The following is a 25,416-nucleotide window of genomic DNA, read 5'->3' on the forward strand; positions in this document are numbered from 1 at the left end:
CACCGTGGGGGTTGCGGTGCGATTCTCCCGCACCGCGCGGGTCACCCGCCACGACCGGCGCCGGAGCGCACGGTTGCGGCGGAACAGGGTCAGGGGAGCACGACGACCTGCGCCGCGTAGACGAGGCCTGCGCCGAAGCCGATCTGCAGGGCCAGGTCGCCGGAGGACGCCTGGCCCTCGGCGAGCAGCCGCTCGGTGGCCAGGGGGATGGAGGCGGCCGACGTGTTGCCGGTGTCCGCGATGTCGCGGGCGACGACCACCTCGGCCGGCAGCCCGAGCTGCTTGACCATCTGGTCGACGATCCGCATGTTCGCCTGGTGGGGCACGAAGACCTGGATGTCCTCCGGGCCCACGCCCGCCTCGGCCATGGCCTTGGCGGCGACCGGCGCCATCTGGAAGCCGGCCCACTTGAACACCGACGGGCCGTCCTGGCGCAGCGTCGGCCAGCCGGCGGCCGGGTCGTCGCGCAGGGCCGACCAGGGGTGCGTCTGGCGGATCGCCGAGGCCTTGGCGCCGTCGGAGCCCCAGACCGTGGGGCCGATGCCGGGCGCGTCGGACGGGCCGACCACCGCCGCGCCGGCGCCGTCGCCCAGGAGGAACGAGATGGACCGGTCGGTCGGGTCGACGAAGTCGGACATCTTCTCGGCGCCGACGACGAGCACGTGGCGCGCGGCGCCCGCGCGCACGAGCGCGTCGGCCTGGCCGATCCCGTAGGCGTAGCCGGCGCAGGCGGCCGAGATGTCGTAGGCGGCCGCCGGGGTGGCACCCAGCCGGTCGGCGAGCACCGCCGCCGCGGCGGGCGTCTGGTGGAAGTAGGTGACCGTCGAGACGATCACCGCGTCGACGTCGGCACCCGTGAGCCCGGCGGAGTCCAGCGCCTTGCGGGCGGCGGCCTCGGCGAGGTCGAGCACGTCGGTGTCCGCGTCCGCGCGGCGGCGCGTGACGATGCCGGTGCGCTGGCGGATCCACTCGTCGGACGAGTCGATCGGGCCGGCGATGTCGTCGTTCGTCACGACGTTCGCACCGCGCTCCCCGGCGATCGCCAGGATGCGCGAGTTCCGGACGGGCTCCGCCTGCCGCAGGGTGCGGCGGGTGCTCACGCGGACGCTCCCGCGCCCGCCGCGACCGAGTGCCGGGCGACGAGGTCGCGGGCGGCCTCGATGTCGTCGGGGGACTTCACGGCGACCGACTCCACGCCCTTGAGCGCACGCTTGGCGAGGCCGGTCAGGACGCCGCCGGGGGCGAGCTCGAGGATGGCGGTGACGCCGCGCTCGGCCAGGGTGGCCTGGCACAGGTCCCACCGCACGGGGGCGGTGATCTGTGCGGCGAGCCGGGTGAGCACGTCGGCGGCCGTGCCGTGGCCGTGCGAGCCGGACGCGAGCGCGTCGTAGGACGCGCCGTCCGCGTTCGACAGCAGCGGCAGCCGCGGGTCGGTGGCCAGCCAGCCCTCGGCCACCTGGGCGAAGGCGGCGCGCGCGGGCTCCATGAAGGGGGTGTGGAAGGCGCCGGCCACCTGCAGCGGGACGACGCGGGCGCGGGCGGGGGCGTCCTCGGCGAGCGCCGCCAGCTGCTCGGGGGCGCCGGCCGCGACGACCTGGCCGCCGCCGTTGACGTTCGCCGGGAACAGCCCGGCAGCCTCGATCGCGGCGAGCACCTCGTCGGGGTCGCCGCCGACGACGGCGCTCATGCCCGAGGGCGCGGCCGCGGCGGCCTCCGCCATGGACCGGGCCCGGTGCGAGACCAGGCCGACGGCGCCGGCGTCGTCGAGCGCGCCCGCCACGGCGGCCGCGCTGAGCTCGCCCACCGAGTGCCCCGCCGTGACGTCCACGACGGCGGACGCGTCGCGACCGTCGAGGATCGCGCGCAGGGCGAGCAGCGAGGACGAGACGATGAGCGGCTGGGCGACGGCGGTGTCGCGGATCGTGTCCGCGTCCGACGTCGTCCCGTGCTGCACGAGGTCCGTGCCGGCAGCGGCGGAGAACGTGTCGAGCAGGTCGGCGATGCCGGGCAGCTCCAGCCAAGGGCTGAGCATCCCGGGGGTCTGAGAGCCCTGTCCAGGGCAGACGACAGCGAGCACGGACCCCACGGTGTCATCCCGGCCGGTGGACGGCGCGTCGTGACGCGCACCAAGCTCGGGAATGTCGATTGTGGGAATCCTCCAAGCGACGACGGCTGGTCAGTGCGCCGGCGCGACGCCGTCGAGCTGGCCCAGCGCGAGCGCCACCTGCAGCACGAACGACTCCCGCGCGTCCAGCGGGTCCCAGCCGGTGATCTCGGAGACCTTGCGCAGGCGGTAGCGCACCGTGTTGGGGTGCACGTACAGGCGCCGCGCCGCCGCCTCGAGGGAACGGCCGGTGCCGAGATAGGCCGACAGCGTCTCGAGCACCGAGCCGGAGGCCTCCTGCAGGGGCCGGTACGCCTGGGCGACCAGGGTGCGTCGTGCCGCGACGTCGCCGGTGAGCACCCGTTCGGGCAGCAGGTCGTCGGCGAGCACCGGGCGGGGCGCCTGGGGCCACGCGGGCGCCGCCCCGAGCCCTGCCAGCGCGGCGCGCGCGGAGGTCGGCGCGGCGGACACGTCCGGGACGATCGCGCCGATGACGACCGGCCCGGGGCCGAAGCGGTCGAGCAGCGAGGTGGCCGCGGCCACGAGGTCGCCCTCGCCGCCGAGCACGAGCACGAGCCGGTCGCCGTGGATGCCGACCAGGGCGTCCCCGGCGGCGCGGCGCGCCTGGCGGCGCAGGTCGGCGGTGCGCACGTCGTCGAGCCGGGTCGTCGCCTCCCCGACGACGACCAGCGCCTGGCCGCGGCCGCTCCAGCCCAGCGCCGACACGCGCGAGCGCAGCGAGTCGTCGCCGTCGCCGCGCACCAGCGCGTCCACGACCAGGGCCTCCAGGCGCGCGTCCCACGCGCCGCGCACCTCGGCGGCGCGGGCGTAGATCTCGGCGGCGGAGAAGGCGATCTCCCGCGAGTAGCGCAGCACGGCCTCCCGCAGCTCGCGCTCGTAGCCGGGGGCGGCGATCTCGTCGGAGTGCTCCTCGACGACGTCGACCATGAGGCGGACCAGCTGCAGCGTGTGCTGCAGGGAGATGGACCGGGTGAGCTCCGGCGGCGCGGCGGCGAACATCTCGCCGACGCCGTGCGGGGTGGTGGTCGGCTCGGCGAACCAGCTGACGAACGCGTTGATGCCGGACTGCGCGACGAGCGCCACGTACGACCGGTCCTCCGCGGGGAGCTGGCGGTACCAGGGCACGTCCTCGTCGAGGCGCCGCATCGCCGCGGCGGTGAGCATCCCGAGGCCGTCGCGGACCCGCCGCACGTTCTCGCCGCGCGAGACCTGCTCGGCCCCGTCCGCCGTGCCGGAGGTGCGCGCGGAGGCGGGGCTCGGTGAGGTCGACATGCCCCGAGGATACGGCCCGGGTTGTCGGGAGTGCACAAAGGGCGCCGGGCAGGGCCTGCTGAGGGGGCATTGGATAGGGTCGACGGCATGGCACTACTGCCGCGGCTCCGACAGCTGCTGCGCCGGCCGTTCTCCGCCTCGACGGTCGGCACGCGGCGGCCGTCCGGGTCGCGGAGCGAGGGGGACACCGTGCAGGAGGACGCGCTGCGCGCCATGCTCTCCGACGACCCCAACGACGAGGCCGCCTTCCACGCGCTCGCGGAGATCGTCCGCCGCCGGGCGGCGGGGTCGCCCCACGCAGACGACCCGCTGTCCGCGCCCGCCGACGACGTGGCCCAGCAGCGGGCCGCCGACCTGGCCGTCTGGTCGCTGGCGGAGGAGCTCGCGGGCCATCCTCGCGGGTGGCGGCCGCTGCTGGAGCTCGGGCGGCTGTCCCTGGCCGACGACCCGGACGGCGCCGTGCGCCGCCTGGCCACCGCGGCGGAGCGCGACCCCGACGGGGAGGCGCTCGCCGAGGGGCTCGCGATCCTGCGCGAGGCCGGCATGCCGACCGAGGCGCTCGGGCTCGGCATCGGTCACTGGCGCGCGCGGGAGCACGCGCCGGAGGTCGGGCGCCAGCTCGTCCTGGCCGCCCTCGAGGCGGGCCGGGTGGCCGAGGCCCGCCAGCACCTCGCGTCCCTCGAGCTGCGCGCCGGCACCGACGACCTGCGCGCCGAGCTGGAGCGGGTGATCGCGGCGCGCGAGACGACGCCGACGTAGCGCGAGCCCGTGCCGGACACGACGAAGGCCCCGAGCCGAACGGCTCGGGGCCTTCGCGCTGCCGTGGCGAGCTCGCGCCGCCGCGGCGGGTGGGTCAGCTGTCGCCGCCGACGGCGCCGGACGTGCCGGCGTTGACGTCGAGCAGGCGGTACTTCTCGACCGCCTTGGCCACGACGTCCGCGGGGACCTCGCCCCGACGGGCGAGCTGCTGCAGCGTCCGGACCACCATCGACGGGCCGTCGATGAGGAAGTACCGGCGGGCGGCGGCACGCGTGTCCGAGAAGCCGAAGCCGTCCGCGCCGAGCACGGCGTAGTCGCCCGGGACCCAGGCCCGGATCTGGTCGGGCACCAGGTGGTCGTAGTCGCTCGTCGCGACGAACGGCCCCTGCGCGCCCGACAGCTTCTGCGTCACGTACGGGACGCGAGGCTCGGCGGCCGGGTCGGTGAGCGAGTCGTGCTCCGCCGCGAGCGCGTCACGACGCAGCTCGTTCCAGCTGGTCACCGACCACACGTCGGCCGACACCCCCCAGTCCTCCGCGAGGAGCTGCTGCGCCTCGAGCGCCCACGGCACGCCCACGCCGGAGGCGAGGAGCTGGGCCTTGGGGCCGTCGCCGGAACCGTTCGAGATGCGGTGGATGCCGCGCAGGATGCCCTCGACGTCGACGTCCTCCGGCTCGGCCGGCTGGAGCATCGGCTCGTTGTACACCGTGAGGTAGTACATGACGTTCTGGTCGCGACCGTCCGAGCCGTCACCGAACATGCGCTCGATGCCGTCGCGGACGATGTGCCGGATCTCGTAGCCGTACGCCGGGTCGTACTGCACCATCGCGGTGTTGGTGCCCGCGATGAGGGGCGAGTGGCCGTCGGCGTGCTGCAGGCCCTCACCGGTCAGGGTGGTGCGGCCGGCGGTGGCGCCGATGATGAAGCCGCGCGTGAGCTGGTCGCCCGCGGCCCAGAACTGGTCGCCCGTGCGCTGGAAGCCGAACATCGAGTAGAAGATGTAGACCGGCACCATGATCTCGCCGTGCGTCGCGTACGACGTGCCGACGGACTGGAAGGCGGCGGCGGACCCGGCCTCGTTGATGCCGGTGTGCATGATCTGCCCGGCCTCGGACTCCTTGTAGCTCAGCATGAGCTCGCGGTCCACGGCGAGGTAGTTCTGCCCCTGGGTGTTGAAGATCTTCGCGCTCGGGAAGATCGAGTCCAGGCCGAAGGTGCGCGCCTCGTCGGGGATGATCGGCACGATGCGCTTGCCGAAGTCCTTGTCCTTGATGAGGTCCTTGAGCAGGCGCACGAAGGCCATCGTGGTCGCGACCTGTTGCTGGCCCGAGCCCTTCTTGAGGATCTCGTACGTCTTGTCGCCCGGGAGCGTGAGCGCCTGGGGCGACGACCGGCGCTCGGGCACGAACCCGCCGAGCTGGCGGCGCCGCTCCAGCATGTACTGGATGCCCTCGTCGTCCATGCCCGGGTGGTAGTACGGGGGCAGGTACGGGTCGGCGTCGATCTGCTCGTCCGACAGCGGGATGCGCAGGTTGTCGCGCAGCGCCTTGAGGTCGGAGTTCTTGACCTTCTTCATCTGGTGCGTGGCGTTGCGGCCGGCGAAGCTCGAGCCGAGCGCGTAGCCCTTCACCGTCTGCGCCAGGATGACGGTCGGCTGGCCGGTGTGGGCCCGGGCCGCCGTGTACGCCGCGAAGATCTTGCGGTAGTCGTGCCCGCCGCGCTTGAGGTTCCAGATGTCGTCGTCGGTCATGTTCTCGACGAGCGCCTTGGTGCGCGGGTCGCGACCGAAGAAGTGCTCGCGGATGAACGCGCCGGACTCCGCACGGTAGGTCTGGTAGTCGCCGTCGGGCGTGGCGTTCATGAGGTTGACGAGCGCGCGGTCCTTGTCGGCGTTGAGCAGGGCGTCCCACTCGCGGCCCCAGACGACCTTGATGACGTTCCAGCCGGCGCCGCGGAACTGGGCCTCCAGCTCCTGCATGATCTTGCCGTTGCCGCGCACCGGGCCGTCGAGGCGCTGCAGGTTGCAGTTCACCACGAACGTCAGGTTGTCGAGCTGCTGGTGCGCCGCCTGCTGCAGCATGCCGCGTGACTCCGGCTCGTCCATCTCGCCGTCGCCGAGGAACGCCCAGACGTCCTGCTGGCTCGTGTCCTTGATGCCGCGGTTGTGCAGGTACTTGTTGGTCCACGCCTGGTAGATCGCCGAGGCCGGGCCGAGGCCCATCGAGACCGTCGGGTACTCCCAGAAGTCCGGCAGCATGCGGGGGTGCGGGTACGACGGCAGACCGCCGCCGGCGTGCGACTTCTCCTGGCGGAACCCGTCGAGCTGCTCGGCGGTGAGCCGGCCCTCGAGGAAGCCGCGGGCGTACTGGCCGGGGGAGGAGTGGCCCTGGAAGTAGACCTGGTCACCGCCACCCGGGTGGTCCTTGCCGCGGAAGAAGTGGTTCAGACCCACCTCGTACAGGGTCGCCACGGAGGCGTACGAGGAGATGTGCCCGCCCACGGACACGTCCGGGCGCTGCGCCCGGGTCACCATGACGGCCGCGTTCCAGCGGATCCACGAGCGGTACTTGCGCTCCATGGCCTCGTCGCCGGGGAAGTACGGCTCCTCGTGCACCGCGATGGTGTTGACGTACGGCGTCGTCATCGTCGTGGGGATGTGCACGCTGCGCTCGCGGGCGCGCCGCAGCATGTTGAGCATGACGTAGCGGGCGCGCGGCCCGCCCTTGTCGTCGATCAGGCCGTCGAGCGACTCCACCCATTCCGAGGTCTCGGAAGGGTCGATGTCCGGGACGGCGCTGAGCAGGCCGTTGATCAACGGTCCGGTCTCGTCGTACGAAGCCACCAGCAACCTCTCTCTTCTGCGGGCGGTGGCGGAACCTGTTCGCCGTCACTGCCCGTGTCAGCCGTTCCCCGTCCCGGGTCGGCGCATCGTCAGGTCGCGACGGTGCGGATCCTCGGACAGGTGGTCACTACTCATTGTGTCCCCCGAGAGGGGCGGGAGCCCACCATCGGGCGGTCAAGAGTTCGTGATCTACGTCATGCCTGGCCACACGGTCGGCGTACCGTTGCCCGGTGCCCCTCCCGCTCGGGCGTCGTCCTGCGTCCAGCAGGTGGGACGCGCCGCGGGAGGGCGAGAGTTGCCGGGCGTGCTCCATTGCGGTGGACTACGTTGACGCACACGGGACGCGAGGTGTCCCGCGCAGCTGCCGAACAGGGAGCGCACAGGTCGTCGGGACTCGTCGACCATCGGACAGAGAGGAACCAAGGACCACGTGGTTAAGCAGGCGGAATCCCCGGCGGCACGCCTCGGCTTCAAGGAGGGCCAGGTGGTGCAGGAGTTCGGGTGGGGTGACGACGTCGACGACGCCCTGCGCACCGACCTCGAGGCCCTCGTCGGTGGCGAGCTCGTCGACGAGGACTACGACGACGTCACGGACGGTGTCGTGGTCTGGTGGCGCGAGGACGACGGCGACCTGACCGACATGCTGGTCGACGCCCAGACCGTGCTGGACGACGGCGGGCTGATCTGGCTGCTCACCCGCAAGCCCGGACGCTCCGGGCACGTGGGTCACGACGAGATCCAGGAGGCGGCGACCACCGCTGGGCTGCACGCGACGAGCACGTTCGCGGTCGCGCCCGACTGGTCGGCCACCCGCATGGCGAACCGCGGCCGCTGACGACGATGACGGCGTCCGAGGCGCGGCCGCTGCAGGCCGGCGACCCGGCCCCCGACCTCACCCTGCCCGACACGCACGGCACGCCCGTGCACCTGGCGGACCTGCGGGGCGAGCCGGTCCTGCTCGTGTTCTTCCCGTTCGCGTTCTCCGGCATCTGCACCGGTGAGCTGTGCGAGCTGCGGGACAACATCGAGGAGTTCGAGACGGCCGGCGTGCGCCTGCTGGCGATCTCGACCGACCCGGTCTTCGCCCTCAAGGCATGGCACGAGCAGGAGGGCTTCGGCTTCGACCTGCTCAGCGACTTCTGGCCGCACGGCGAGGCGGCGCGCGCCTACGGCGTCTTCGACGCCGAGAGCGGGCACGCGCTGCGCGGGTCGTTCCTCGTCGACGCCGACGGGATCGTGCGCTGGGGGGTCGTGAACCCGCGCGGGCGGCGGCGGGACATCGAGGGGTACCGAGAGGCGCTCGCCGAGGTCTGACGACGCGCCCACCACCTGCGGCGCAGCCTGTTCGGCGGGCATCCTCCCGCCCGGTATCCTTGCCTGCGCTGCCAGGGCCTGTAGCTCAGCTGGTCAGAGCGCCACGCTTACACCGTGGATGTCGGGGGTTCGAGTCCCTCCGGGCCCACCACCTCCCTCTTCGGGCGTCCGCCGTGCGGTCCTGTTCCGCGGGGCACCCACGGCTCGCCGTCGCGCCGGCAGGGTGAGGGGCATGCGGGAGCAGAGCAGGACGTCGCGCGGTGCCGTGCGCATCGTGAACGACCTGTTGAGCCCGCGGTCGGCACGTCCTGCCGGCCGGGGTCCCGCCGTCGGGCCGTCCTCTCGGTTGACTGTGAGGATCGCGTTCCCATGCTGCCGCACCCGTCCGTCTCCGGGCGTGGTCGCCAACTCGCAGGCCGCCGGGTGGTATGCCGGCCTGCGCGACACCCGGGTCGGCCAGGCTGCGCTGCACCGGACTCCGGCAGGCCCTCGCGGCCGTGCTCGGTGCGACCGCGCTCCGGCTACGGGTGCGTTCCCGTCAGCGAAGGGCGGACAGCGTGTCGAGCACGTGATGGCCGGGGCGCTGCGCGCGTGACGGCGCCGGCTCCGTCATTGCGACGTGTCGGCGCCACCGTCTCCGTCGCCGGGCGGTGTCGTCTCGACCGGCGGCGGTTCCTCGGTGGGCGTGGGGTCGGGGGTGCTGGTCTCGGTCGGCGTGGGGTCCGGCGTGCTGGTCTCGGTCGGCGTGGGGTCCGGCGTGCTGGTCTCGGTCGGGGTCGGGTCCGGCGTGCTGGTCTCGGTGGGCGTGGGGTCCGGCGTGCTGGTCTCGGTGGGCGTCGGGTCCGGCGTGCTGGTCTCGGTCGGGGTCGGGTCCTCGGTCGGCGCGGGCCGGTAGGTCGGGTCGTCCGTCTGGTCGTCCGGCGGGTCGGTCTCGCGCGGCTCCTGCGTCGTCCTGGTGGGCGACGGCGACGGGCTGTTCGTGACCGGTGCGACCGGCCTGCCGCCGTCGTCGTCCCGCAGGAGCCAGAAGGCTCCGGCGCCCGCGGCGACGAGCAGGACCAGGAGGATCACGACGAGTGCCGTCCGCCTCGGGCTGCCGAAGAAGGCGCTCCACCGGGACCGCTCGGAGTCGTCCTCGACAGGGGACCCGTCCGTGGGCCCGTCGGTCGGGGGCTCGTCGCCGGGCCCGGGCACGGCGACGGTCGCACCGAGCGCGTCCACGGCGCCGAGCTGCCGCGTGCGCTGGAGCTCGGCGTCCTCCGCCGCGGCAGCAGCCGCCGCCGCTGCGGCGGCCGTGCCGATGGCCGCCGTCCGGTGGGGGTCGTCGTCCGCCGGGACCTGGCCCAGCGGCATCGTCTGGTCGGGCCCTGCCGCGTCGAGGGCCGCGGTGCCGCCCACGCCGACGGTGCCGCCCGCGCCCGCCGGGGCGCTCGTGCCGAGCAGGGCCGCCACGGCCGCGCCCGTCGCGCCGGCGGAGGCGAACCGCCGGGCGGGGTTCTTGGCCATCGCCCGCGCGACGAACCGGTCCACGGCGGCGGGCACGGCGGCCCGCCGCGCCGACGGCGCGGGCACGGGGGCCTGGACGTGGGCACGCAGGACGTCGGCGGGCCGGGACCGCTCGAACGGCGGGTGCCCGGTGAGCGCGAAGTACGCCAGCGCCCCGACCGAGTACAGGTCGCTGCGGGCGTCCAGCGGCTTGCCCTGGGCCTGCTCGGGCGACATGTACGCCGCCGAGCCGGCCACGCGCTCGCCGTCGCCGTCGCCCCCGCCGGGAGCGGCGAGGCCCAGGTCGAGCAGCCCGACCGTCATGCTGCCGTCGTCGCGGGAGTCGATCACGACGTTGCGCGGGCTCACGTCGCGGTGCACCAGGCCGGCGTCGTGCACGGCGCCGAGCGCGTCGAGCAGCCCGCCCACCACGGCGAGCGCGTCCGGCCACGGCAGACCCTGCCCGGACGCGAGGTCGGACAGCGGGACGCCCGGGAGCCGCCGCATGAGGAGCCACGGCACGTTCGCGCCCGCGACCTCGTCCTCCCCGGTGTCGAGCACCTTGGCGACGCCCGGGTGGTCCACCCGGTCCGACGCCGCGATCTCGCGGGCCAGCGAGGCCCGCGTCGCGTCGTCGTCGACCAGGTGCGGGTGGAGGACCTTGACGAGGAGCTCGGGCCCGGGGGAGCCGTCCGCCGGCGCGGCCTCGTCCGGCGCCGAAGGCAGCCGTGACGCCTCGTAGACGGTGTACGTGCCGCCGGTGCCGAGGATGTCGCCCAGGACGTACTTCCCGCCGAGCACCACGTGACCGCCCGCCGACTCCTCGGTCGGGTCCGTCGGTGTCATGCCGCTCACCGCTGCGGGGGCGGGGCGTCGAGGTGGGCGTCCGCGCTCGGCGGCATGGGCGATGCGGCGATCTCGGTCATCTCAGTCATTGGCCATCACAGGATATGTGGTGGGAGCGGGTGGTGCACGGGGCTCACGCCTCGACCAGGCGCCCGAGGACGGTGTCCGAGAGCTCGCGGTCGGCGAGGACCAGGCGTACGGCGTGCGGGTCGGGGTTGCCGGCGTCCGGGCCGCGCCACACGAGACGCAGCCCGACCTTCTCCGCGGTCGCCCGCGACGCGGTGTTGTGCTCCAGCAGGAACGCGGTCACGGGGACGTCGGGCAGGTGCTGCGCGGCGGCGGCGAGGGCCGCCCGGCCGAGCTCGGCGGCGAACCCGTGGCCCTGCTGCTCCGGGACGAGACGGTAGTAGAGGTTGAGCACTCCGGCCGGGCGGAGCCGGACGCCGCCGATCCCCACGAACGCGCCGTCGTCGCGCCGCCGGGCCGTCCAGTAGCCGAGGCCGTCCCGCAGCCAGTCGGCGGCGAAGTCGGCGGCCTGGCGCGCGGTCTGCTCGCGGCTGGTGTGGCGCCCCGAGGGGAAGTGCGTCCACACGCGCTCGTCGGCGTGCAGCGCGTGCAGCTCGTCGACGTCGTCGGCGTGCACCGCCGTCAGCCGGAGGCGGTCGGTGTCGGTGTGGGCCGGAGCCGTGGCGGAGGGTCGGTTCACCCGGGCAGCGTAGGCAATGGTGCCGACAGTCACGGCGCGTGTGATCGAGAACATCGCGAGGTGCGCGCTGCTGTCGGTGATTGACCGGGGACACCAGGGTCCGTATGTTATCCATATCACGCTCGCACGACGACGTACGAGCCGTCCGCCGCGCGGACGGACGAAGGGGAGCTCCGATGCCCAGCAGTCCCGCAAGCCCGACGTCCGCGCGCCCGCCCGGGCGCACCAGCAGAGCGCTGGCGGCGCTCACGACCGGCCTGGCGCTCGTGGCGGCGGGCCTGGCCGCCGCACCGGCGGCCGCCACCCCGTCCGCGCCCTCGACCGCGTCGGCCAGCGCCGGGCTGCCCGACGTCGTCCCGTCGATCGACGGGTGGGAGCCGGCCGGCGGCGGGGTGTTCACCGCCACGGGCGGCATGCGCATCGTGCACGACGCCGGCAGCGCGGAGACCGAGGCCGTCGCCGGACTCGTCGCCGACGAGCTCGGCGTCGCGTACCCGGGCACGACCGCGGCGGCAGGTGACGCCGGCCCGGGCGACGTCCGGCTCGTGCTCGACGACGCCCGCACGGACCTCGGCGCCGAGGGCTACGAGCTGACCGTCGGGGACGCCGTCACCGTCACGGCGGCGACCCGGACCGGGGTGTTCTACGGCACGCGCACGCTCACCCAGATGCTCACCCAGCAGGCCGCCGTCCCGCAGGGCTCCGTCGTCGACGTGCCGGAGTACGCCGAGCGGGGCGTCACGCTGTGCGCCTGCGTCATCAACGTCTCGCCGGACTGGATCGACCGCCTCATCGAGGAGATGTCGTACCTGAAGCTCAACACCCTCATGGTCGAGCTGAAGGTGAAGGTCGACGGGTACCCCGAGACGAACACGTGGTCGTACTACACGAAGGACGACGTGCGCGAGCTCGTGCAGAAGGCGTCGCGTCACGGGATCGACGTCGTCCCGGAGATCAACTCGCCCGGCCACATGGAGATCTGGCTGGAGAACCTCCCCGAGCTGCAGCTCACCAACGAGCAGACGGGCGAGAAGGACGAGGTGCGGATGGACATCACCCAGGACGCCTCGTTCGACTTCTACACGGACCTCGTCGACGAGTACTCCGAGGTCTTCACCTCCGAGTACTGGCACATGGGCGTCGACGAGTACATGCTCGGCAGCGGCTACAAGAACTACCCCCAGATCCTGCGCTTCGCGCAGGAGCACCTCGGGGCGGACGCGACCGAGGACGACGTGGTGGCCTGGTACGTCAACAAGGTCAACGACTACGTGAGGTCGCAGGGCAAGACCCTGCGCATCTGGAACGACGGCGTGATGACCGACAACCAGGTCGTCCCGTTCGACACCGACATCGTCGTGGAGCACTGGAACCAGGCCGGGTCGACGATCGAGCCGCAGCAGTTCGTGGACTGGGGCCACGACGTCGTCAACGTCTCCAACTCGCTGTACATGGTGCGGGGCGGGTACGGCGTGGACAGCGCCGGCCTGTACGACTCGGGCTGGACGCCCGCACAGTTCCACGGGTCGACGGTGACGGAGGGCGCCGAGCAGGTCCGCGGCGCGCGGATGAGCATGTGGCCGGACGCCGGCACGCCCGCCGAGGCGGAGAACACGACCGAGGAGCGCATGTTCGAGCCGCTCCGCCTGGTCGCGCAGGCCACCTGGTCCGACAGCCGCCCGTGGCCGTCGTACGCCGAGTTCCGGGCCGCGATGGACGCCGTCGGCCGTCCTCCGCTGTGGGAGAACGTCACGCGGCTGCCCGTCGACGACGGCAGCTACACGATCGCGGCGGCGGACGGCTCCGGGGCGCTCGCGGCGACCGGGGACGGCACCGTCGAGCTCGCGGAGACCGGGCAGCCGCTCACGCTCACCCACACCGAGGACGACTACTACGTGGTCACCTCGTCGGACGGGCGGTGCCTCGACGTCGCCCGCGACGGGACGATGCGCCTCGACGTCCCCGTCGAGATCGGGGCGGACGTCCGGCTCCGCGACTGCGCGGACACCACGGTCCAGAAGTGGCAGGTCAAGCAGTCGGACGGCGCGGGGGCCTTCACGGTCGTGAACGCGGCGACGCAGCAGCACCTGTCGGTCTCCGAGGGGCTCGTCGACGTGCCGGTCTCGCACTCCGAGCCCAAGACCGTCGAGGACGGGCGCGTCGTGCAGACGCCGGCCGACTGGGGCGCGACCGAGTGGGAGCTCACCGGGGCCGTGTCGATGGGCGCGACGCTCTCGTCGGCGCAGGCGGCGCCGGGGGAGTCGGTCACGGCCACGGTGTCCGTCACGAACGACACGGACGCGCCGCTGGCCGCGGCCTCCGTGCGGGCCGCCGGCGTCCCGGAGGGGTGGACCGCGCTGCCGCGCGAGGCGGCGGTGGAGGGCGTGGAGCCGGGCGGCTCGGCGTCGGTCGAGGTCCGGCTGTTCAACGTGGCGGCCACGAGCGGTGCGGCGACGTTCTCGTTCGAGCTCGTCGGCGCCGACGGCACGGTGGTGGCCACGGCGTCGACCTCGGCGAACGCCCTGTGCGCGACCGGGACGCTCCGGCCGGCCGCGGTCGCGGACGTCTCGAGCGAGCAGACGAGCGGTGAGCCCGCACCCAGCGGCCCGGCCGCCGCCGCGATCGACGGCGACGCCGCGACCTACTGGCACTCGCGGTGGTCGGACCCGGTCGCGACCTACCCGCACGCGATCGTCGTCGACCTGGGGGAGACGACGTCGACCTGCGGCCTCTGGTACACCGCCCGCCAGAGCGGCGGCTCCGGGGGCGCGAACGGCCGCGTCGGCGAGTACGAGGTGTACACGTCGACGGACGTCACGACGATCGACGGGGACTGGGGCGAGCCCGCCACGACGGGTGAGTTCGCGAGCTCCGCGGAGCCGCAGCTCGCCGGGTTCGGCGCCCGCCAGGCGCGGTACGTCAAGCTCGTGGCCCTCTCGGAGGTCGGCGGGAACCCGTGGGCGACGGTCGCCGAGCTCGCGGCGGCCGGTCCCGCCGTCGACGCGCCGACCTACGACCCCACGATCGCGCTCGACGAGAAGGTCGCGGCGCGGGGGGCCCACGCCACCGTGCGGGGCGCCGGGTTCGCGCCGGGCGAGACGGTGTCGTTCGAGGCCGGCAGGCCGACGGCGGGCCTCGCCGTGGGCGAGGCGGTGGCGGACGCCGACGGCGCGGTCACCGCGACCGTGGCCGTGCCCCGGGACGTCCGCCCCGGCCCGCTGCGGGTCACCGGCGAGGGCGCGACGTCGGGCGCGACGGCCGCCGCGAGGCTCGTCGTCACGGGCGCCGCCGGCTAGCGGCGCTGCGCGGCAGCCCGCCTCAGGGTCAGCCCTCGTCGAGGTCGGCGAGGGCTGACTCGATCGCGCGGTGGAAGGTGGGGTAGGCGTAGATCATCCGGCGCAGCTGCGCCGTCGGCACCTGGGCGTGCACGGCGAGCGTGAGCACGGCGAGGATCTCGCCCGCCGCCGGCCCGGCGGCCGTGGCGCCGACCAGCACGCCCCGGTCGGCGTCCTCCACCAGCTTGATCAGCCCCTCGTTGCCCGGGCCGTGCACGAACCCGCGCGACGACGCCGCCAGGTCGGTGACCCCGGTGCGCACCGTGAGGCCGGCGTCGCGGGCGGCGGCCTCGGTGAGGCCCACGGCGCCGACCTCCGGGTCGGTGAACGTCACGTGCGGCACGGCCCGGTAGTCGGCGCGCTCGTCGCCGTCGCCCAGGATGTCCGCGACGGCGATCCTCGCCTGGTACATCGACACGTGCGTGAACGCGCCGTGGCCCGTGGCGTCGCCGATCGCCCAGACGCCGTCGGCGGCGCGCAGGCGGTCGTCGACGGTGATGGTGCGGGCGTGCTCGTCGAGCCCGACGGACGCGACGCCGAGGGCGGCGAGGTCGGTGCGCCGGCCGGTGGAGATCAGCAGGCGCTCGGACGTGACCTGCGTGCCGTCGTCGAGGTGCACGACGAAGGACCCGTCGTCGTACGACACGCGCCGGGCGCTCGTGCCGGTGCGCACGCCGATGCCCTCGGCGGCGAACCGCGCCGCCACCAGGTCGCTCGCCTCGGGCTCGTCGGCGGCCACGAGCCGCTCGCCCGCCTCGATCACCTCGACCGCCGTGCCGAACCTCGCGAAGACCTGGGCGAGCTCGCAGCCGATCGCCCCTCCGCCCAGCACGGTCAGCGAGGCGGGCGCCTCGGCGGCCTCGACGGCCTCCCGGTTCGTCCAGTACGGCGTGCCGGCCAGGCCGTCGATCGGCGGCACGAGCGGTTCCGTGCCGGGGTTGAGGACGACGGCGCGGCGCGCCTGGAGCCGGCGCTCGCCGTCGGCGGTCGTCACGACGACCTCGCCCGGTCCGGCCAGCCGCCCGCGACCGCGGACCAGCCGGCCTCCGGCGGACTCGAGGCGCTCGACGGCCGCGGTGTCGTCCCAGCCGGTGGTCGCCTCGTCGCGGATCCGGCGTGCCACGGGCTCCCAGTCGGGGTGGACGTCGGCCCGCCCGGCGATCGTCGCGACGCGGCGCGCCTCGGCGAGCGCGTCGGCGGCGCGCACCATCATCTTGGTCGGGATGCAGCCGTAGTAGGGGCACTCGCCGCCCACGAGCCGCGCCTCCACCGCCACGACGTCCAGCCCTGCGCGGGCGAGCCGGGCGGCGGCGTCCTCGCCGCCGGGGCCCGTCCCGATCACCACCACGTCCACCGGCTCGACAGGTGTCTCGGTCGTCATCGCTCCTCCGTCGCGTGCTCGAGGTCCTGGCCGCGTGGGCGACCAGGGCCAGCGCACCACAACGGCGCCGGCGACGCCCGTCGAACCCCCCCGCGGTCTGGCACGCTGTGGCGATGGAGCTGCTCGCCGCCGGCCGCGACGCGGACGTCTTCGCCCTCGACGACGACCGGGTGCTGCGGCGCTACCGCGACGGCCGCCCGGCCGCCCCGGACGCCGACCTGCTCTCGGCCGTCGTGGCGTCGGGGTTCCCCGCTCCCGCCGTCCTCGGCGTCGAGGGCGCGGACCTCGTGCTCGAACGGCTGGACGGGCCGTCGCTCGGGAGCGCCGTGTTCGACGGCGGTCACGACGCGGCGGCCGGCGGGGTCCTCCTGGCCGACCTGCACTCGCGGCTGCACGCGCTGCCGTGGGAGGGCGGCACGCTGCTGCACCTCGACCTGCACCCGTTCAACGTGGTCCTCGCCCGGCGCGGGCCGGTGGTGATCGACTGGACCGACGCGCGCCCCGGGCCCGCGGGGCTCGACGTCGCGATGACGGCGCTCGTCTGCGCGCAGGCGGCCCTCTCGCCGGACGCCACCCCGCTGCGGGACCTGCCGGCGGGGGCCGCCTTCCGGGCGACGTCGACGATGCTCGCGTCGTTCGTCGCCGCCGCGGGGTCGGACTACCTCGACCACCTGGACGAGGCTCTCGCCTTGCGCCGCGCCAACCCGATGATGACGGGCGACGAGCTCGCACGGCTGGACGAGGCCGTGGCCCTCGCGTCCCGGCCGGCCTGAGGCTCGCCGCGTCGGTGGCACGCGGCAGGATGGGCGCGTGCACGTCGTCCTCGCCCGTGAGCCCGCCGACCGCGCGCGGGTCGTCGTCGTGCCGGACGACGGCCCCGCGCCGGAGGTGCGGACGGTCGCGGCCGCCGACCTGCCCGACGTCGTCGCCCGGCTCGAGCCCCGGGTCGAATCCCGGTTCGACCCCCAGCACCCGCAGGCCGGCGGGCCCCGCACGCCGCCGCGCTGGACGTGGGACGACACGACCGGCTGGTACCCGCCGCTGCTGGCCGCCGGGGCGCGGGTGGACCGCGCCCACGACCTGCGCCTCGCGCACCGCATCCTGCGGCACTCCACGCTCGCCGCGGGATCCGACGTCGCGGCGGCGCCGCCCGGGCCGTGGGACGCGCCGGTCGTGCCCGACGTCGTCGGGCCGGGCGCCGCCGGGGCGCGGGCGCCGCAGCCGGACGCCCTCTTCGACCTGGCCGCGTCCGCCCCGTCGCCGCGCCGCGGCGTCCCGCCAGGGCCCGCGGGCGAGCCCGTGCCGGACCCGCTGGCCGCGCTGCGCTCGCAGGACGCGGTGGTCGCGTCGGCCGCCGAGCCCGGGCGCCTGCGGCTGCTGCTCGCCGCGGAGTCGGCGGGCGCCCTGGTCGCCGCGGAGATGCGGCACGCCGGCCTCCCGTGGCGCGCCGACGTGCACGGCGCGATCCTCACCGAGGCCCTCGGCCCCCGGCCCGCGGAGGGGCGGCGCCCGGCGCGGCTGGAGCAGCTCGTGGGGCGCATCCGCGACGCCCTCGACGCCCCGCCGACCCTCAACCCCGACTCCCATCCCGACCTCCTCAAGGCCATGCAGTACGCGGGGGTGGGCGCGAAGAGCCTGCGCAAGTGGGAGCTGGAGAAGGTCGACCACCCCGTCGTGGAGCCGCTGCTGGAGTACAAGAACCTCTACCGGCTGCTCACCGCCAACGGCTGGCACTGGCTGGACACGTGGGTGGCGGACGGGCGCTTCCGACCGGAGTACGTCGTGGGCGGGGTGGTGACCGGCCGGTGGGCGTCCAGCGGCGGGGGAGCGCTGCAGCTGCCGAGGGCGGTGCGCCGCGCCGTGGTCGCCGACCCGGGCTGGTGCCTCGTCGTCGCCGACGCGGCACAGCTCGAGCCGCGGGTCCTGGCGGGCATGTCCGGCGACGAGGCGATGGCACGCGCCGGGCGCGACGGCGACCTGTACGCGGGCATCGTCGCGTCGGGTGCCGTCGCCACCCGCGACCTGGCGAAGGTGGGCATGCTCGGCGCGCTGTACGGCGGGACGACGGGCGCGAGCGGGCAGGTGCTGCCGCGGCTCGCGCGCACCTTCCCGCGGGCGATCGCCCTCGTGGAGGACGCGGCGCGCACGGGGGAGCGCGGGGGCGTCGTGACCACCCGGCTCGGGCGGAGCTCGCCCGCCCCCGGCAGCGAGTGGGACGCGGCCCAGGCCGGCGCGTTCGACGACGACGCCGGCGCGGACGCCGCGGCCCGGGCCCGGTCCGCCACCCGGTCCTGGGGGCGGTTCACGCGCAACTTCGTGGTCCAGGGGACGGCGGCCGAGTGGGCGCTGTGCTGGCTGGCGTCGATCAGGCGGCGGCTGTGGGCGATGGGCGCCGGCGCGGCGGCCGACGGGCTCGCGCCGGCGCCCTTCGCCGACCGGCCGCACCTGGTCTTCTTCCTGCACGACGAGGTGGTGGTGCACGCGCCCGCGTCCATGGCCGACGAGGTCGCCGCACAGGTGCGCGAGGCCGCGGCCGAGGCGGGGCGGCTGCTCTTCGGCGACTTCCCGGTGGACTTCCCGCTCACCGTGGCCGCCGTGGACAGCTACGCCGACGCCAAGTGATCGCCGGCCCGGTCAGCGCCGGCCGTCGAGCTGCGGGACGTCGCGGCCCTCCGCGGCCCGCCGGACGTGGGACCGGGCGTGCTCGACGGCGTCGTCCAGGGTGTCGAACTGGTGCCTCTCGTGCCGCAGCCGGTCCAGCACGCCGACCATGGTCAGGAGCCGGAGGTGGCGGCCCTGCACACCCTTGACCAGCACCGTGATCCCCTCGCGCTCGAGGGCGCCGACCAGCTCGGCCAGCGCACGGGCGCCGGTCGCGTCGACCATGCCCACCTGGGACAGGCGCAGCACGACCACGGCCACGTCGCCCCGCACCGACGCGTCCGTGACCTCGGTGAGCACGCGCTCCGACGCGCCGAAGAACATGGAGCCGTCGAGGCGGAAGAGCGCGATGCGCTCGTCGCCCGGCTCGGCGGGGCCGGGCAGGGGCTCACGATGCACCGACGACGCGCGGGCGACGTGCCGCAGCGCGAAGAACGCAGCCACGACGAGGCCGATCTGCACGGCCTGGATCAGGTCGAACGCGACCGTGACGACGGCGGTCACGACGAAGGTGACGGCGTCCGCACGGGTGGAGCCCAGCACGGCGCGGACCGTCCCGGCGCCGACCATCCGGAACGCGGTGACCATGAGCACCCCGGCCAGCGCGGTGAGCGGGATGCGGGACACGGGTCCGGTGGCGAGGTAGATGACCCCGAGGATGACCAGACCGTGCACGACGGCGGCGAGCCGCGTGCGCGCGCCGGAGCGCACGTTCACGGCGGTCCGCGCGATGGCGCCGGTGGCGGGCATGCCCCCGAACAGCCCGGAGGCGACCGACGCCATGCCCTGCCCGACGAGCTCGCGGTCCGGCTGGTAGACGGAGCCCTCGGGCGCCATCGACGCCGCGACCCGGGCGGAGAGGAGCGACTCGATGGCGGCCAGCGCGGCGACGGCCAGGGCGGCGCCGGCCAGGTCGCCGAGCGCCGACGCGCTCGCCGTGGGGAGCGTGGGGACGGGCAGCGAGTCGGGCAGCGCGCCGATGCGGTCGAGCGGTGCGCCGGTCGCCTCGGCGAGGACCGTCGCGACGACGACCGCGACGAGGGACGCCGGCACGGCCGCGGAGAGGCGGGGGAGCGCGAGCATGAGGGCTGCGACCAGGGCGACGACGGCGAGGGCCCAGGCGGCGGCGCCGGGTCGTGCGGCCGCCTCGCCGACCGAGCGGACCGCGGTGACCAGCGTGTTCCCGCCGACGGCGCCGTCGACGCCGACCGTGGCGGGGACCTGTTGCAGGAAGATGATCGCGGCGATGCCGAGCGTGAACCCCTCGACCACCGGCCACGGGATGAAGGTGACGACGCGCCCGAGCCGCAGCAGGCCCGCGACGAGGACGACCACCCCACCGAGCACGGTCACGAGCGCGACCGACGCGAGCCCGTGCTGGGCGACGATCGGTGCGAGCACCACGGCCATCGCCCCGGTGGGCCCGGAGACCTGGAACCGGGAGCCACCGAGCACCGCCGCCACCACGCCGGCGATCACGGCGGTGACGAGCCCGGCGGCGGGCCCGACGCCGGAGCTGACGCCGAACGCGAGGGCGAGCGGCAGGGCGACGACGCCGACGGTCAGCCCCGCGACGAGGTCGGCCCACATCGTGCGGGGCCGCAGGTCGTAGTCGTCGCGGCGGGGGAGCAGGTCGCGGACGTCGGGCAGCCGGAGCGTCATCGGGTGGGAGCCCGGGTGCCGGCCGCGTCGAGCACGGTGCGGGCGCTCGCTCCCGGCAGGGCCGGCAGGTCGCGGGCCGCGGCGAGCCGTTCCGCGTCGGTGTCGCCGGCGAGCCGGTGCAGCAGGAAGGCGCGGGCGACGACGAGCAGCTCGGCCACGAGCGGCTCGGTGAGCCGGTACTCGACGGCGTTCCCGGCGCGGGTGGACGTCACGACGCCAGCGCGCTTGAGGACGGCGAGGTGCTGCGAGAGGGCGGACGGCTCGGCGCCGGTGACCTCCTGGAGCCGGGAGACAGGTGCGCTGAGCCCGGGCGCGGCCGCCAGCACCTCGAGCACCTGGAGGCGCGCCGGGTGCGCGAGGCTCTTGAAGAGCTCGGCCTTGATGCCGTAGAGGGGCCGCGTGTCCATCCAACGACTTTAGCAGATGCTAAAGCCAGGATTCCCTGGCGGCGCGCGGTTAGGGTCGTGCGCATGGATTCCCCCGCCACCGGCACGCCCACGCTGGGCGACGTCGTCGCCGTCCTCGACGAGCTGTACCCGCCGGCGACCGCGGAGGGGTGGGACGCGGTCGGGCTCGTCGCCGGCGACCCCGCCGCACCGGTGCGCAAGGTGCTCTTCGCGGTCGACCCGGTCGCGGACGTCGTGGACGAGGCGATCTCCTGGGGCGCCGAACTGGTGGTCACGCACCACCCGCTGTTCCTGCGCGGCGTGCACTCGGTGGCGGCCACGACCTTCAAGGGGGCCGTGGTGCACCGGCTGCTCGCCGCCGGCTGCGCGCTGCACGTGGCGCACACCAACGCGGACGCGGCACCGCGCGGCGTCGCCGACGCGCTCGCCGACCTCGTCGGCATCGTCGACCGGCGTCCGCTGGTGGCTCGCGAGGGGGACGACGACCGCGGCATCGGCCGGGTCGGGCGGCTGTCCGGGCCCACGACGCTCGGGGAGTTCGCCCGGCACGTCGCGGAGGTGCTCCCCGCGACGGCCCAGGGCGTGCGCGTCGCGGGGGACCTGGACGCCCCGGTGACGACGGCCGCCGTCGTCGGAGGCTCGGGCGACTCCCTGTTCGACGCGGTCCGCGAGGCCGGCGTCGACGTGTACGTCACGGCGGACCTGCGCCACCACCCCGCGTCGGAGCTGCGCGAGCGCGCGGCGTTCGAGCGCGTCCACGACGGCACGCCGTACCTGGTCGACGTCGCGCACTTCGCGAGCGAGTGGCCCTGGCTCGCCTACGCCGCCGAGGACCTCACGGAGCGGCTCCGGGCGCGCGTCCCAGACGGTACGGTGACCACGAGGGTGAGCACCCGGGGCACCGACCCCTGGACCGCGCGGTTCGCGAGCCCCGGCCGCTGACCCCGAACCACCTGAACTTCACGAGAGGACCCGCCCGTGGCCACCGCACCGCCCGAGGACCAGCGCCGACTGCTCGAGGTCCAGGCCCTCGACACGCGGCTGCAGCAGCTCACGCACCAGCGCCGCTCCCACCCGTCCCTGGCCACGATCGCCGAGCTCGACAAGCGCATCGCCGACCTGCACGGCTCGCTGGTCGACTCGCGCACGGCCGTGACCGACCTGGAGCGGGAGGTCGCCAAGGCGGAGGCCGACGTCGCGCAGGTGCGCACGCGTGCCGACCGCGACCAGCAGAAGCTCGACTCGGGCGCGCTGTCCGCCAAGGACTCGCAGGCTCTGGTGAGCGAGCTCGAGTCGCTGGCCCGGCGCCAGTCGGTCCTCGAGGACGCCGAGCTCGAGGTGATGGAGCGTCTCGAGGCGCACCAGGGCTCGCTCGCCGAGGTCGAGGCGGCGCACGCCGAGCTCGTGGCCGCCCGGGACGAGGCCGTGGCCGAGCGCGACGCGGCCTGGGCCGAGATCGACACCACCGGCCGCCAGGTCGCCACCGAGCGCGCCGCGGCGGTCGCGGACCTCGACGCCGGCCTGGTCACCCTGTACGACCGGCTGCGCGGCCAGCTCGGCGGGACGGGCGCGGCGGCGCTGCGCGGCGGCCGCTGCGAGGGCTGCCGTCTCGAGCTGAACGCGGGCGACCTGGCCGCGGTGCGGTCGGCCGCGCCCGAGCAGGTCGTGCGCTGCGAGGAGTGCGGTCGGATCCTCGTGCGTCTCGACGACGCCGCCGCGGCCTGATGGCCCGGCCCTCCGGGGCGAGCCCGCTCGACACGCAGGCCGTGCGGACGGTGGTCCTCGTCCGGCACGGAGTCACGCCCCTGACCGACGTGCGTGCCTACTCCGGCGGCGGCGTGCCGGGCCCGTCCCTGACGGCGCACGGCCGCACCCAGGCGGCCCGGGCCGCGGACGCGGTGTTCCGGATCGGCACGGGGCTGTGGCCCGACCTGCCGCGTGCCGGTTCCCTCGTGGCCTCGCCCATGGTGCGCACGCTCGAGACGGCGGCCGCGGTGGGCCGGCGGATCGGCCAGCACGTGCGGACCGACGACCGCTTCGCCGAGTGCGTCTTCGGCGAGTGGGAGGGGATGACGCCCGACCGCATCGCCGAGCGCTGGCCGAAGGAGTTCCGCGCCTGGGCGACCACGGGCACCGCTCCCGCTCCCGGCGGGGAGTCGTACGCGCACGTGGGCGAGCGCGGGTGGGCGGGCCTGCGCGACGTGGTGACCGCCGCGCCGGCCGCGAGCACGACGGTCGTCGTCGCCCACACGGTGACGATCCGCGCCCTCGTCGGCCGCGCGCTCGACGCGCCACCGGCCACCTGGCCGCGGCTGCGCGTGCCGCCGTGCTCGCTGACGGTCCTGCGCCTCGGTCCCGCGACGGAGGGTGCGGACGGCGACGTCGGCGTCGCCGAGGTCACCACCGTGGGCTACCCGACCGACCGCTAGCGAGGCCGGGCGGTGCGGTGCCCTCAGGAGATGACGACCTCGAGGGTGCGGGGGCCGCGGCGGGTGGCGGCGTCGTGCAGCGTGGCCTCGAGCATGCGGTAGCTCAGGCCCGATCCGACCTCGGTGCCGATCACCTGGCCGTCGAGCTCGCGCGCGGCGTCGAGCAGCTCCTCGCCCGTGCGCGGCGGGGCGGCCGGGCGCCGCAGCAGGTGGCCGGCCAGCACCCCGCGGGTGTGCTTGGCGTTGTGCGAGACGACGGCGCGCCGGCCGGCGGTCTCGCGCACGACGCGCACGGTGACCCAGTCGGCGGCGGCCGTGTCGGGCTTCCAGGCGGCCAGGTACGCGACCGAGCGGCAGTCGACGACGACGTCGCCGGCGGCCCGACCGTCGAGCGCCGCCGCCAGGTGCGGGCGCCACGCGGTAGCGAGCTTGCCGACGCCGGGCAGGTCGACGGCCATCGACAGGCGGTAGGCGGGGATGCGGTCGTCCGGGGCGACGACGCCCCACAGGCCCGAGAAGACGCGCACGTCCTCGGCGGCGCGGCGGGCGGCGTCACCGGTGAGGTCGGCGAGGCCCGCCGCCGCGTACAGCACACCGGTGTAGACCTGCGCGGCGGGTGCGGCCGGGGCGGACTTGAGGTCGGCGTTGCGCTCGACCTCGGGGCCGAGCGACGCGCCGACCCCGAGCACCGTGGTCGCGTCGGGGCGGGTGCTGACCGCCGCGAGCGCCTCGGCCACGGCGCCCCGCTGCGCCGTCAGGTGCGCGGCGCCCGTGAGGCGGGCGAGGTCGACGGGGGCCGCGCCGTCGGGCGCGGGCGTCTTGCCCTCGGAGGGCGGCAGGCAGATCAGCACCCCGACACCCTACGGCGGCGTTCTCGGCTGCCGGACAGGCCGGTGACAGTGGCGTCGGTCACCGCTAGCGTCGTCGCGCATGGTCCAGGTGAAGGTCTACGGCAACCGTCGGGTCTGGGGCGAGCGTCGGTCCGAGGTGTCCGACGCGCTGCACGCGGCGCTGGTCGGGGCCTGGCGGATCCCTGACGACAAGCGGTTCCACCGCTTCCTGCTGCTGGAGGACGGCGACCTCGTCGCGCCGCGGTCGGAGAGCTACCTGATGATCGAGGTCGTGGCGTTCGCCGGGCGGTCGCGGGAGGCGAAGCGCGAGCTGGTCCGGCGGATGTACGACGACGTCGCGCCGGCCCTCGGCCTGGCCGCCGACGACCTGGAGCTGGTCGTCATCGAGTCGCCCGCCGAGAGCTGGGGCATCCGTGGCCGGTCCGGCGACGAGCTGACCTTGAGCTACGCCGTCGACGTCTGACGGCGGACGGTCCGCCGGACGGCGTCCGGCCGATAGACTGTGCGGCGCGGACGAGTCGGTCGGGCGGTCGCGTCACCGGGCAACCGGTGCCGAGGAACGTCCGGGCTCCGAAGGGCAAGGTGGTGGCTAACAGCCACCCGGGGTGACCCGCGGGAAAGTGCCACAGAGAACAGACCGCCGTCGCCGGGAGACCGGTGGCGGTGAGGGTGAAACGGTGGTGTAAGAGACCACCAGCGCGGCCGGTGACGGTCGCGGCTCGGTAAACCCCACCTGGAGCAAGGTCAGACAGACTGTGTTGGAGGGCGGCCCGCCCGATTCTCTGCGGAGAAGCGCAGTCGGGTAGACCGCTCGAGCCCTGCGGCAACGCAGGGCCTAGATGGATGACCGTCGCCCGTGCCGGGGCAACCGGGCGCGGGAACAGAACCCGGCGTACAGACCGGCTCGTCCGCTCCACACGGTCTGACCTGCGGCTTTATGGTGCGCAGGGTGGCCCAGTCCGCGGAGTGTCCGCAAGAATTTCTGCTGGGACTTCCAGAGCGTCGTCGTCGGATCAGGTTTGTCTCCGGGGGTGAGAATCACTCCACGTAGGCCCAGTCGCGGACCGCGGTGCGGTTCGCCTCCAACTCCCCCAGGCCCCCCTCGTGCTCTGCGCCTCGCTCAGCGAGGCGACTCCGCCGGCCAGCGACCCGCCCCGAGCTGGCACACGACGCCGACGCTGCCCCTCCCGTGGGAGGTAGATGTGGGCGAGTCCGACTTCCCTGCGTGGCAGGGCGTCGGCTGTTCCAGTGGCGGTCGTCTCACGGACGGCAAAGCGGCTCATCCGATCTGAGGGTGTAGCAGCGGTGCCGTGACCGGGTCGGGAGATGGGTCGAGGTCCC

Annotated in this window: 20 protein-coding genes, 1 tRNA gene and 1 other RNA gene; 12 read left to right on the top strand and 10 right to left on the bottom strand. The window is 75.0% G+C overall.

All coding sequences use genetic code 11. The features are described from left to right. Positions 1–89: 89 nt before the first annotated feature. From IEW03_RS06105 to IEW03_RS06115, 3 genes are all read right to left on the bottom strand, one after another. Positions 90–1,100 carry a beta-ketoacyl-ACP synthase III gene (locus IEW03_RS06105; RefSeq protein ID WP_188522746.1) on the bottom strand — a complete coding sequence of 337 codons (1,011 nt, stop codon included), beginning with the start codon at positions 1,098–1,100 and terminating at the stop codon, positions 90–92. Next, positions 1,097–2,077, bottom strand: coding sequence for an ACP S-malonyltransferase (locus IEW03_RS06110; RefSeq protein WP_188522747.1), 981 nt, complete (start codon positions 2,075–2,077; stop codon positions 1,097–1,099). Before IEW03_RS06110 ends, IEW03_RS06105 begins: the two co-directional genes overlap by 4 nt. Positions 2,078–2,176: 99 nt before the next feature. Beyond that, the gene (locus IEW03_RS06115; protein ID WP_229737605.1) at positions 2,177–3,397 is read right to left on the bottom strand and encodes a PucR family transcriptional regulator; all 1,221 of its coding nucleotides are present in this window, start codon (positions 3,395–3,397) and stop codon (positions 2,177–2,179) included. An 87-nt stretch (positions 3,398–3,484) separates the two neighbouring features. On the opposite strand from IEW03_RS06115, the gene IEW03_RS06120 reads away from it, so the two are divergent. Further along, positions 3,485–4,156: a tetratricopeptide repeat protein gene (locus IEW03_RS06120; RefSeq protein WP_188522748.1), complete on the top strand. Its 672-nt coding sequence runs from the start codon at positions 3,485–3,487 to the stop codon at positions 4,154–4,156. A gap of 94 nt (positions 4,157–4,250) precedes the next feature. Here IEW03_RS06120 and aceE read toward each other — a convergent pair whose 3' ends face one another. Then, on the bottom strand, positions 4,251–6,998 hold the full coding sequence (gene aceE, locus IEW03_RS06125; RefSeq protein WP_188522749.1) for a pyruvate dehydrogenase (acetyl-transferring), homodimeric type: 2,748 nt from the start codon (positions 6,996–6,998) through the stop codon (positions 4,251–4,253). Positions 6,999–7,428: 430 nt separating this feature from the next. Between aceE and IEW03_RS06130 the strand changes: the two genes are divergently transcribed. From IEW03_RS06130 to IEW03_RS06140, 3 genes are all read left to right on the top strand, one after another. Continuing rightward, a complete protein-coding gene (locus tag IEW03_RS06130; protein WP_188522750.1) occupies positions 7,429–7,833 on the top strand; it encodes a DUF3052 domain-containing protein in 405 nt (134 codons plus the stop codon). Positions 7,834–7,838: 5 nt separating this feature from the next. Continuing rightward, positions 7,839–8,312 (top strand): peroxiredoxin, encoded by a 474-nt coding sequence (locus IEW03_RS06135; protein WP_188522751.1) that lies wholly within the window; start codon positions 7,839–7,841, stop codon positions 8,310–8,312. Positions 8,313–8,386: 74 nt separating this feature from the next. Then, positions 8,387–8,463, top strand: a tRNA-Val gene (locus IEW03_RS06140). Positions 8,464–8,921: 458 nt separating this feature from the next. On the opposite strand, the gene IEW03_RS06145 is transcribed toward IEW03_RS06140, so the two are convergent. Continuing rightward, on the bottom strand, positions 8,922–10,643 hold the full coding sequence (locus IEW03_RS06145) for a serine/threonine-protein kinase (RefSeq protein WP_188522752.1): 1,722 nt from the start codon (positions 10,641–10,643) through the stop codon (positions 8,922–8,924). Positions 10,644–10,776: 133 nt separating this feature from the next. Continuing rightward, complete coding sequence (locus IEW03_RS06150) at positions 10,777–11,349, bottom strand: GNAT family N-acetyltransferase (RefSeq protein WP_229737607.1); 573 nt, start codon at positions 11,347–11,349, stop codon at positions 10,777–10,779. A gap of 176 nt (positions 11,350–11,525) precedes the next feature. Here IEW03_RS06150 and IEW03_RS06155 point away from each other — a divergent pair, with 176 nt between their 5' ends. Then, positions 11,526–14,645, top strand: coding sequence for a family 20 glycosylhydrolase (locus IEW03_RS06155; protein WP_188522754.1), 3,120 nt, complete (start codon positions 11,526–11,528; stop codon positions 14,643–14,645). Positions 14,646–14,673: 28 nt separating this feature from the next. Here the strand turns inward: IEW03_RS06155 and IEW03_RS06160 are convergent, their stop codons facing one another. Next, positions 14,674–16,065, bottom strand: coding sequence for a dihydrolipoyl dehydrogenase family protein (locus tag IEW03_RS06160; RefSeq protein ID WP_188522755.1), 1,392 nt, complete (start codon positions 16,063–16,065; stop codon positions 14,674–14,676). A 113-nt stretch (positions 16,066–16,178) separates the two neighbouring features. Between IEW03_RS06160 and IEW03_RS06165 the strand changes: the two genes are divergently transcribed. Next, positions 16,179–16,838, top strand: coding sequence for a phosphotransferase (locus IEW03_RS06165; protein WP_188522756.1), 660 nt, complete (start codon positions 16,179–16,181; stop codon positions 16,836–16,838). 37 nt (positions 16,839–16,875) lie between these two features. Next, positions 16,876–18,687 carry a bifunctional 3'-5' exonuclease/DNA polymerase gene (locus tag IEW03_RS06170; protein WP_188522757.1) on the top strand — a complete coding sequence of 604 codons (1,812 nt, stop codon included), beginning with the start codon at positions 16,876–16,878 and terminating at the stop codon, positions 18,685–18,687. A gap of 12 nt (positions 18,688–18,699) precedes the next feature. On the opposite strand, the gene IEW03_RS06175 is transcribed toward IEW03_RS06170, so the two are convergent. Both IEW03_RS06175 and IEW03_RS06180 read right to left on the bottom strand, forming a co-directional pair. Continuing rightward, positions 18,700–20,388 carry a SulP family inorganic anion transporter gene (locus IEW03_RS06175; RefSeq protein ID WP_188522758.1) on the bottom strand — a complete coding sequence of 563 codons (1,689 nt, stop codon included), beginning with the start codon at positions 20,386–20,388 and terminating at the stop codon, positions 18,700–18,702. Then, positions 20,385–20,795 (bottom strand): ArsR/SmtB family transcription factor, encoded by a 411-nt coding sequence (locus IEW03_RS06180; RefSeq protein ID WP_188522759.1) that lies wholly within the window; start codon positions 20,793–20,795, stop codon positions 20,385–20,387. Before IEW03_RS06180 ends, IEW03_RS06175 begins: the two co-directional genes overlap by 4 nt. A 63-nt stretch (positions 20,796–20,858) precedes the next feature. Here IEW03_RS06180 and IEW03_RS06185 point away from each other — a divergent pair, with 63 nt between their 5' ends. Genes IEW03_RS06185 through IEW03_RS06195 form a run of 3 tightly spaced genes read left to right on the top strand, consistent with a single transcriptional unit; the run spans position 20,859 to position 23,224 of the window. Further along, entirely contained in the window at positions 20,859–21,737 is an 879-nt protein-coding gene (locus IEW03_RS06185; protein ID WP_188522760.1) for a Nif3-like dinuclear metal center hexameric protein, read from the top strand. Positions 21,738–21,773: 36 nt separating this feature from the next. Further along, positions 21,774–22,520, top strand: a complete 747-nt coding sequence (locus IEW03_RS06190) for a zinc ribbon domain-containing protein (protein WP_188522761.1) — start codon at positions 21,774–21,776, stop codon at positions 22,518–22,520. After that, positions 22,520–23,224 (top strand): histidine phosphatase family protein, encoded by a 705-nt coding sequence (locus IEW03_RS06195; protein WP_188522762.1) that lies wholly within the window; start codon positions 22,520–22,522, stop codon positions 23,222–23,224. Before IEW03_RS06190 ends, IEW03_RS06195 begins: the two co-directional genes overlap by 1 nt. 23 nt (positions 23,225–23,247) lie before the next feature. On the opposite strand, the gene IEW03_RS06200 is transcribed toward IEW03_RS06195, so the two are convergent. Continuing rightward, positions 23,248–24,075 carry a YaaA family protein gene (locus IEW03_RS06200; RefSeq protein WP_188522763.1) on the bottom strand — a complete coding sequence of 276 codons (828 nt, stop codon included), beginning with the start codon at positions 24,073–24,075 and terminating at the stop codon, positions 23,248–23,250. A gap of 79 nt (positions 24,076–24,154) precedes the next feature. Between IEW03_RS06200 and IEW03_RS06205 the strand changes: the two genes are divergently transcribed. Both IEW03_RS06205 and rnpB read left to right on the top strand, forming a co-directional pair. Continuing rightward, complete coding sequence (locus IEW03_RS06205; protein ID WP_188522764.1) at positions 24,155–24,538, top strand: tautomerase family protein; 384 nt, start codon at positions 24,155–24,157, stop codon at positions 24,536–24,538. Between the two features lie 51 nt (positions 24,539–24,589). Further along, an RNA gene (gene rnpB, locus IEW03_RS06210) (RNase P RNA component class A) lies at positions 24,590–24,986 on the top strand. The last annotated feature ends 430 nt before the right edge of the window (positions 24,987–25,416 follow it).

The sequence above is a fragment of the Isoptericola cucumis genome (genome assembly GCF_014635665.1).
Lineage (GTDB): Bacteria > Actinomycetota > Actinomycetes > Actinomycetales > Cellulomonadaceae > Isoptericola > Isoptericola cucumis.